This is a genomic window from Bacillus haikouensis, from assembly GCF_013179555.1.
Lineage (GTDB): Bacteria > Bacillota > Bacilli > Bacillales > Bacillaceae_B > Rossellomorea > Rossellomorea haikouensis_A.
Genome location: NZ_JABMCR010000156.1, coordinates 2,404 through 10,249, shown reverse-complemented (window position 1 = coordinate 10,249; position 7,846 = coordinate 2,404). Strand labels below are relative to the sequence as shown.

Here is a 7,846-nt window from a genome sequence, read left to right as displayed (position 1 = left end):
ATCGATAAAGACACCAGCGATTACACCGTACGCGTCCGCCCAAGCCTGGATAATTTCATCCGTGGCAGCGTCCCCAAGCACTTCCTTGATCGCCCCGAGTAAATGTTCCCCTACTATCGGATAGTGTTCAGGCTTGACTCCCAGACTTCTGTGCTTATGAGCGATTTGCTTCACTGCAGGGAGTAGTGCCTCAAGTTGATCAATATGTTGGGCAGCTGCATAGACCGTATTCGCCAATGCGGTTTGCTGTCTTCCTTTTTTCTGATTGACATGATTAAAAATATTTAATAGCTCAGGATGAGCTGCAAACAAATTTTTATAAAATACAGATGTGATCTCTGTCCCCTTCACTTCCAAAACCGGCGCAGTAGATTTCACGATATCAATTGTTTTTTGTGATAACATAATTCAGTCACCTCTAAAGATATATTTTAAATACATCTTTAACTTACACCCCGATATCGCTTAAAGCAATATTTCAGATACTCCTTTAACAGATTAGACACAATTGCATACATTTTTTAGACACAAACTTTACGGATCAGTATAATGTAACCATAGGAAGGAAAAGGTGAACCCGTATGAAATTAACTCTTTACACCGACTATTCACTGAGAGTCCTGATCTATCTGGCTTCCAAGCCCAAGGATGAACTCTCTACTATAAAAGAAATTGCTGACGCCTACCAAATTTCAAAAAACCATCTGATGAAGGTTACGTATGAATTGGGCAAAATGGGCATCATCGAAACCATCCGCGGCAGATACGGCGGCATCAAGCTTGCCAAGGAACCTGCCGACATCAACATCGGGAAGCTCGTCCGGAAAACCGAAGAAGACTTCGAACTGGTCGAATGCTTCGGCAAAAACAACAGCTGTGTCATCACACCCGTCTGCGGCCTGAAGCATGCCCTTGCCAAAGCCCTGAACGCCTACCTTTCTGTCCTTGATGGCTACACACTCGCCGACCTCGTCACAAACCCAATGGATTACCGCATGCTTTTTCAGGAAAAGCAGCAAACAGAAAACGATTAGTCACCCCTTGTTTTATGGCAGGGGGTTTTTTTATTGGTGGACGGTGGATTGGAATTGAGTAATTAATTAGTGCTTTTGACTATTTTTGTGCCTGGTACAATGTTGATGATTTGTACCTGGTACAATGTTGATGATTTGTACCTGGCGCCATCTTGATGATTTGTACCTGGCACAATTTTGATGGTTTGTGCCTGGCACCATCTTGATGATTTGTACCTGGTACAATCTTGATGGTTTGTACCTGGTACAATCTTGATGGTTTGTGCCTGGCGCCATCTTGATGATTTGTACCTGGTACAATGTTGATGATTTGTGCCTGGCACAATTTTGATGGTTTGTGCCTGGCACAATTTTGTTGTTTTGTGCCTGGTACAATGTTGATGATTTGTACCTGGTACAATGTTGTTGTTTTGTGCCTGGTACAATGTTGATGATTTGTACCAGGTACAATTTTGATGATTTGTGCCTGGCACAATCTTGACGATTTGTACCTGGTACAATGTTGATGATTTGTGCCTGGCACAATTTTGATGGTTTGTGCCTGGCACCATCTTAATGATTTGTGCCTGGCACAATCTTGACGATTTGTACCTGGCACCAATCAGGACAAACAAACTTAAGTCCGACACAGCACACATCCGCTCGAAAATCCCTATAAAAAACCTGTGCTGCAGAAAAGAATCCGATACCCCTTCTCCTCTTTTACCCCGGCTTGTCGATACCCTTCAAGTGATTGTGAAAGAACCTTGATGAATTTACAGACGCAAAGTCGCCGTCAACGTCTATATATGTCGGTTGAAAACACTTGCAAAGCCTGGAAGCACTGATACAATTGAATTGTAATAGAACATTCTGACAAAAAGGAGAATACATATGTCCAACTTTCAAAAAAATCTTGAAAAGTACGCCAGCCTTGCCGTTCAAGTCGGTGTGAACGTCCAAAAAGGACAGACACTTGTCATCAACACGGGTATTGATGCAGCTGAATTTGTCCGTCTAGTGGTGAAAAAAGCCTATGAAGTAGGCGCGAAGCATGTTTATGTAAATTGGAACGATGATATCGTGAACCGTACGAAATACGATCTTGCTCCGGATGAAGCATTCCAGGAGTTCCCACAGTGGAAAGCCCGCGAAGTAGAGGAGCTTGCTGAAGGCGGAGCTGCATTCATGAGCATCGTATCTTCAAGCCCGGATCTTCTGAAAGGCGTCGACCCCGAACGCATTTCAAATTTCCAGAAGGTTGCCGGTAAAGCAATGTCCAAGTATCGTCAGTTCATCCAATCCGACAAAGTCAGCTGGTGTGTTCTTGCCGCTCCTTCTAAAGACTGGGCTGCAAAAGTATTCCCGGATGCTTCTGAGGATGAGCAAGTGGACCTGCTATGGGATGCCATCTTCAAAGCAGTTCGCGCTGATCAGGCAGATCCCGTTCAAGCATGGAAAGACCACGACGCAGCTCTACACAAGAAAGTGGAATACCTGAACGAAAAGAACTATCAAAAGCTTCACTACACTGCACCGGGTACAGACCTTACAATCGAGCTTCCTAAAGGTCACCTATGGGTAGGAGCAGGAAGCACAAACGAGCAAGGTACTGAATTCATGGCGAACATGCCGACGGAAGAAGTGTTCACCGTTCCATTGAAAACAGGTGTGAACGGTACGGTATCAAGTACTAAGCCATTGAGCTACGGCGGTAACGTAATCGATAATTTCACTCTTACTTTCGAAAACGGACGCATCGTCGATGTGAAGGCTGAAGAAGGCGAAGAAATCCTTAAGCGCCTTGTCGACACAGACGAAGGCGCTCACTACCTAGGTGAAATTGCTCTTGTCCCTCATAAATCACCGATCTCTCAATCAAACGTTCTTTTCTACAATACGTTATTTGACGAGAACGCATCAAACCACCTTGCGATTGGTAATGCGTATGCATTCTGTATCGAAGGCGGAAAGAAAATGAGCCAGGAAGAGCTTGATCAGAACGGCCTGAATAACAGTATCACCCACGTTGATTTCATGATCGGTTCAGACAAAATGAACATCGATGGAATCAAGGAAGACGGGTCGAACGAACCTGTATTCCGAGATGGCGGCTGGGCGTTTTAATTTCATATTTTATAAAATCCGGTAAGGTGCCGTCGAGGCTGCCTTTCCGGATTTTTTGTTGATAAGGGATAAATTATGTTTACTTTTGAGTTTTTTATGTAATTTGATGTTTTTCTGTCACCTGATATGACCGATTTTACAATTTCGTTGCCATATTGGGTATGTCCAATCTGCTTTTCTTTGAGTTTTGACCATTATTCTTTGAGTTTTATCGATTATTCTTTGAGTTTTGGGTATTATTCTATGAGAAACATGCATTATTCTATGAATTTTTAATATCATTCTCCCGTTTTTCCATTTACTTACTAAAATCAACCAAACAAAAATATGACACCACTTTACTCACCCGTCCCCATATTCCTTCGTCAATGCCACGGCAGCAAGCGTTGCTCCTGCTGCCTGTGCGTAGCTGCCAAACGCCGTGATTTGAAGGCCAGCCTCCCTTTCCCCTTTCAAAATAAAGGTTTCCCCGATTGCTTCAATCCCTGCACCGAGCGACTGAATCGTATTTCCTGCTGTTAAGAGTTTTTTAAACCTGGTACTCCCTATACTGGCTCCATAAGCTTCCAATGCAGCTCCAATTGACTGCACACTGTCACCAACCAGATCCAAGTTCAAACCTTCTATTTCTTCTCCTGAAAATTGAAGCTCTGCTGCCTTGACATTTGTCAAATTGCCGGCGGCTTGAATCCAGTCACCTGTCATCCGCAATCGCTCTCCTTCTTCACCCCCGGATAACATTTCCGCACCAATAGCCTGCAATGAATTCCCTGCAGCTTCATAACCATTTCCGATTGAAACCAGCCGGTAGCCTTCATGTTCTTCTTTTATCAAAATAGTCTCACCGATGGCAGCAATCGCTGTACCCATTACTTGAAACCACACGCCTGTCAGGAGAATAAGCTCACCTTTCACCTCCCATCATCCCTTCTCAATTGTTACATTACTGTATTCAAAACCTTCGACATCCGCCCCCCCGTATCCCCTCTATAAATAATTTGTAAATTCCAGTAAATCCATCTTGTCTATTCCGATATATCGAGCTATGATATTCTAGTTCATCTATGATTTTCAGGAGGGGGGAGAAATAGATGAGAATTCGTGATTGGGACCGTAATCTGAAGGTTCGTTTGTTTGGGGAAGCAGCGATCAACATCACATTCTGGATGTTCTTTCCGTTTCTTACAATCTATTTTACAGAGGCATTCGGAAAGCAGACGGCAGGATTATTATTGGTTCTTTCTCAAGTGTTCGCGGTTGCGGCCAACCTGATGGGAGGTTATTGCGCCGACCGTTTTGGACGGAAGACAATGATGGTGATTTCCGCATTCGGACAGGGATTTGCATTCTTAATTTTCGGCCTGGCGAGCTCGCCATGGCTTGATTCTGCAATAATCGGATTCATTTGTTTCAGTTTAGTGGGGGTATTCGGCTCGTTTTACTGGCCAGCCAGTCAGGCGATGGTCGCAGATGTGGTCGATGAGAAGGACCGCAGCCACGTGTTCGCGATTTTCTACACGTCCATCAACATAGCCGTGGTCGTCGGACCGATCCTGGGGGGCATATTCTATGTGCATTACAGATTCCAGCTGCTTTTGGCCGCTGCCATCATCTGTATGGGTCTTTCATTTCTTTTATACAAAATGACGAGAGAAACCGCGCCTGCCGATCATAGAAAGCTGCTCGTGACAGAAGGTAAAAAGAAAGTCTGGCACAGTGTCCTGAGTGATCAATTTAAGGATTACAGCGTCATTTTCAACGATAAAACGTTCTTATTATTCATTCTGGCAGGGGTCCTGGTCGGACAGACATTCATGCAGCTCGACCTGTTGATTCCGGTCTATATTAAAGATGTTATGGATCAGGCCACCCTGTTCAGTATCGGTGACTGGTCATTGACTCTGGTGAGCGAGCAGATCTTCGGGCTGATCCTATCGGAAAACGGTTTCTTGGTAGCACTCCTGACGGTTGTCATCACACGCTGGATCACCAAATTCCGCGAGAGAAATGTATTCATCCTTTCATCCGTGATTTATGCCGTGTCGATTCTCATGTTCGGCCAGTCCAGCTCCGTTTGGATCTTCATCGCGGCTATGGCCGTCTTTACATTTGCAGAGCTCATGACGGCAGGGATCCAGCAGAGCTTTGTATCTAAACTTGCACCGGATCATATGAGAGGGCAATACTTTGCGGCAGCCAGCCTTCGTTTTACAATCGCAAGGACCATTGCACCGCTGTCGATCACACTCTCGCTCTATGTCGGTTACGATTGGACGTTCATCATCCTCTCACTGCTTGCACTGATCAGCGCCGGCTTGTTCTATGTTATGTTTGAGAGGTTTGAGAAAGAAGAGCTTAAACAAGCCGTTAAAGTTAGGTAATAAAAAGGCCGTCGTGTGAACGACGGCCTTTCTAGTATTCTATTTCACTCTTACAATAAGTCGTTCAGTAAATCTCCCAGGACTCCATCATCTTCTTCTTCATCATTATAGCCTTCTGAAGAATCAAGAAGATTATCCAATTCTACATCCGCATTTACATCCAGATTTAATTGAGCACGATCTTCCTCGCGCCATCCAGACTGTTCTGCCCACTCATGCATTTCCACTTCTGTCATTCCTTGAGATTCTGCCCACATCTGGAGATCTTCCGCATGCCAATCATGTTGTTCGGCCATTACTTCAAATTCCTGGCTGGACATTAAATCACCGTCTTCAAGCTGGGCATTGAGTGTGTTAGTCAGATCCGCACTTGCCTCTTGTCCACCTGAAGCGAACGCTGCACTCCCTGCACCAAACGCTAATCCTAATGCCAGTCCTGTACTTGTGATTTTCTTTAACATGTTTCATCTCTCCTTGTTGATTCATTGTCTTACACTCTTGCTTTTCCACGTATAAAAGAAGATAAACGGCCGCATTCTCTGTTTAAAGTGGTTGTAAACAGACTGATATTCGGAACAAAAATTATTTCAGAAATCACCCGATTTTTTAATTTACAATAACGAAAAAAAATTGGGATTGGATCATTTCATTTTGATTACAAATCTTTTTTTATTTATTTTTCAGTGTAATATTCATTGCTCTAATCTGTACCCTTTGTAAAGGATATTTTAAAAAGGATACACTACTTGAAGAAGATGATCTCTGTATTGTACAGGGGTCATCCTTGTTTATTTTGGGCAATGAAAGGCTCTTTGAACTCATCTGTATATGTAATTCCCTTTGAGGTAACGGATTTTGCAAATGGATTCTTAGATAATAATTTTATATCTTTAAAAGTATTTTACTCGTACTATTCTCCAGCCCCATTTTTATTTATTTGTACATAAAAAGACCCTGTGCAGTAGACTTTTTTATTGTGTCTACTACACAGGGTACAGTTTAAGATCTCGACAGCTTTATTATTATTTTACAGTCCTAAGTTAAAACCATCCTCAGAAGACTGCATCGCATTTAGACCAAGATCAGTCGATAGACCAAGGTTGAATTCACGATTTGAATCCTCTTCATTTTCCCACTCCATGTAGTTAGCATCAGCATTTACACCAAGATTGGAAAGAAGGGAAGATTCGTGATCTTCATCAGAAGAAAGGAAGTTCAGTGCCGTGTCCGTGCCAGCTGAAAGACCAGCATTTCTATACTCTTCTTCACCGTCTTCCTTTGATTCAGCCCATAGTCCTGCATCCACATTGTTCATGATCATAGCAGCTGACTTACCATCTTCATCTTCAGTCATGGCACCAAGCATCAAGTCATTGCTTGCTTCTGTTGCCAGTTTAGAAGAATCTTCACTGTTTTCAACCATTGTCATAAGAGAAGTGTCATTCATACCTTCTACCTTTGAAGATTCACCGTCTTCACGGTCCTTAGACCCAAGTGTGAAACCATTCATTGATTCAGTACCGATCGCTGTGCTTGAAGAATCATTTTCTTCACTGTTTTCGAACTGTACCCAATCAGTAGTATCGGTCATCGCATCAGCCATCACTTCACTGTCTTCATTTGCAGCTGAAGCGTTTAGACCTGAAGCAAGGTTACCGGCAGTTTTTGACGAAGATGATTCCTCTTCGTCATTGACCATTGTTTCATTCATGATACCAGCGTCCGTCATAGCATTCACTTCCGCCGACTCATCTTCTCCCTCAACAGCTGCGTTCACATCTTGGGATGCACCTGCTTCTGTGGAAGTCATCGCAGTTTCATTTTCTTCATCCACTACTGTTTCATTCTTCACGTCAGCTTCCGTATTTGCATTCACTTCTGCTGATTCGTCTTCTCCCTCAACAGCTGCGTCCACATCTTGGGATGCACCTGCTTCTGTGGAAGTCATCGTAGTTTCATTTTCTTCATCCACTACTGTTTCATTCTTCACGTCAGCTTCCGTATCTGCATTCACTTCCGCTGATTCGTCTTCTCCTTCAACAGCTGCGTCCACATCTTGGGATGCACCTGCTTCTGTGGAAGTCATCGCAGTTTCATTTTCTTCATCCACTACTGTTTCATTCTTCACGTCAGCTTCCGTATCTGCATTCATTTCCGCTGATTCGTCTTCTCCTTCAACAGCTGCGTCCACATCTTGGGATGCACCTGCTTCTGTGGAAGTCATCGCAGTTTCATTTTCTTCATCCACTACTGTTTCATTCTTCACGTCAGCTTCCGTATCTGCATTCACTTCCGCTGATTCGTCTTCTCCTTCAACAGCTGCGT

The 7,846-nt window shown here is 43.6% G+C and carries 7 protein-coding genes; 3 read left to right on the top strand and 4 right to left on the bottom strand.

What is annotated here, in order from left to right; genetic code table 11:
- A partial coding sequence (locus HP456_RS14805; RefSeq protein WP_246289082.1) for a globin domain-containing protein occupies positions 1–405 on the bottom strand: 405 nt, incomplete at its 3' end.
- Positions 406–581: 176 nt separating this feature from the next.
- Here HP456_RS14805 and HP456_RS14800 point away from each other — a divergent pair.
- Together HP456_RS14800 and HP456_RS14795 are read left to right on the top strand one after the other, a co-directional pair.
- Positions 582–1,034, top strand: a complete 453-nt coding sequence (locus tag HP456_RS14800; RefSeq protein WP_172252424.1) for an RrF2 family transcriptional regulator — start codon at positions 582–584, stop codon at positions 1,032–1,034.
- Between the two features lie 873 nt (positions 1,035–1,907).
- Complete coding sequence (locus HP456_RS14795) at positions 1,908–3,140, top strand: aminopeptidase (protein WP_172252422.1); 1,233 nt, start codon at positions 1,908–1,910, stop codon at positions 3,138–3,140.
- A 342-nt stretch (positions 3,141–3,482) separates the two neighbouring features.
- Here the strand turns inward: HP456_RS14795 and HP456_RS14790 are convergent, their stop codons facing one another.
- Complete coding sequence (locus tag HP456_RS14790; RefSeq protein ID WP_172252420.1) at positions 3,483–4,055, bottom strand: DUF6944 family repetitive protein; 573 nt, start codon at positions 4,053–4,055, stop codon at positions 3,483–3,485.
- Positions 4,056–4,231: 176 nt separating this feature from the next.
- On the opposite strand from HP456_RS14790, the gene HP456_RS14785 reads away from it, so the two are divergent.
- On the top strand, positions 4,232–5,521 hold the full coding sequence (locus HP456_RS14785) for an MDR family MFS transporter (RefSeq protein ID WP_172252418.1): 1,290 nt from the start codon (positions 4,232–4,234) through the stop codon (positions 5,519–5,521).
- A 50-nt stretch (positions 5,522–5,571) separates the two neighbouring features.
- On the opposite strand, the gene HP456_RS14780 is transcribed toward HP456_RS14785, so the two are convergent.
- Positions 5,572–5,982 (bottom strand): hypothetical protein, encoded by a 411-nt coding sequence (locus HP456_RS14780; protein WP_172252416.1) that lies wholly within the window; start codon positions 5,980–5,982, stop codon positions 5,572–5,574.
- A gap of 566 nt (positions 5,983–6,548) precedes the next feature.
- The coding region (locus tag HP456_RS14775) for a hypothetical protein (protein WP_216663297.1) at positions 6,549–7,846 on the bottom strand (1,298 nt) is incomplete at its 5' end.